Raw genomic sequence first — 1,128 nt, 5'->3', positions numbered from 1 at the left:
ACCCGGACGGCTGGCGCGCTTCAGGTTTTCGATGACAGGTTTGCCTTCATAGTATTTCAGGTCGATGATCAGAGTTTTCTGTACTTCGCCTTCAACACGTGCATCGGTAATGTAACCTTCTTCCTTCAGGACTTTGGCTACAGCAGCCTTTACCTTGGAAGAGGGCATTTCGACAGATGCATGTTCTGCCATTTGGGCATTACGGATACGAGTTAGCATATCTGCTAACGGGTCCTGCATACTCATTATCTATCTCTCCAGAAGATCAATCGCGCTTACCAGCTGGCCTTAACCAGACCTGGAACGTCACCACGCATGGCTGCTTCACGCAGTTTGATGCGGCTCAGACCGAATTTACGCAGGTAGCCGTGAGGGCGACCTGTTACACGGCAGCGGTTACGCAGACGAGATGAGCTGGCATCACGTGGCTGCTTCTGCAGTGCTATCTGAGCGTCCCACTTCTCGTCTTCAGAGCTGTTAGGACTGACGATGATCGCTTTCAGCGCAGCGCGCTTCTCTGCGAACTTGGCAACGGTGCGCTGACGCTTCAACTCCCGCTGCTTCATGGATACTTTTGCCATGGGCTCGTACCTTAATCAGTTACGGAATGGGAAGTTGAAGGCTTTCAGCAGTGCACGGCCTTCGTCGTCAGTCTTGGCTGTGGTAGTCAGGGTAATATCCAGACCACGCAAAGCGTCGACTTTATCGTAATCGATTTCCGGGAAGATGATCTGCTCTTTAACACCCATACTGTAGTTGCCACGGCCGTCGAAAGACTTCGGGCTGATACCACGGAAGTCACGAACACGAGGCAGGGCGATGTCAACCAGACGCTCCAGGAATTCGTACATACGTTCGTCACGCAGGGTCACTTTAACACCGATTGGCCAGCCTTCACGAACCTTGAAGCCTGCAACGGATTTACGTGCCTTGGTAACGACTGCTTTCTGACCGGCGATTTTTTCCATGTCAGCAACAGCGTTTTCGATGACTTTCTTATCACCGATCGCTTCACCCACACCCATGTTCAGAGTGATTTTGGTGATACGAGGAACTTCGTGAACATTGCTCACGCCCAGCTCTTCTCTGAGCTTGGGCAGGATCTCTTCACGATATTTAGTCTTGAAG

Annotated in this window: 3 protein-coding genes; all 3 read right to left on the bottom strand. The window is 51.5% G+C overall.

Translation table 11 applies throughout. The annotated features are described in order from the left end of the window. The coding region (gene rpsH, locus KDK17_RS19010; protein ID WP_257288818.1) for a 30S ribosomal protein S8 at nucleotides 1–246 on the bottom strand (246 nt) is incomplete at its 3' end. A 29-nt stretch (nucleotides 247–275) separates the two neighbouring features. Then, a complete protein-coding gene (gene rpsN, locus KDK17_RS19005) occupies nucleotides 276–581 on the bottom strand; it encodes a 30S ribosomal protein S14 (RefSeq protein WP_257280865.1) in 306 nt (101 codons plus the stop codon). 15 nt (nucleotides 582–596) lie between these two features. Further along, nucleotides 597–1,103, bottom strand: coding sequence for a 50S ribosomal protein L5 (gene rplE, locus KDK17_RS19000; protein WP_373691620.1), 507 nt, complete (start codon nucleotides 1,101–1,103; stop codon nucleotides 597–599). Nucleotides 1,104–1,128 lie beyond the last annotated feature (25 nt).

The sequence above is a fragment of the Endozoicomonas sp. SESOKO2 genome (assembly GCF_024606245.1).
Lineage (GTDB): Bacteria > Pseudomonadota > Gammaproteobacteria > Pseudomonadales > Endozoicomonadaceae > Endozoicomonas_A.
This window is presented reverse-complemented; position numbering and strand designations above follow the sequence as displayed.

Excerpts from the sequence above, each read along its gene's own strand:
- rpsN (WP_257280865.1), bottom strand. The coding sequence starts at position 581 with ATGGCAAAAGTATCCATGAAGCAGCGGGAGTTGAAGCGTCAGCGCACC.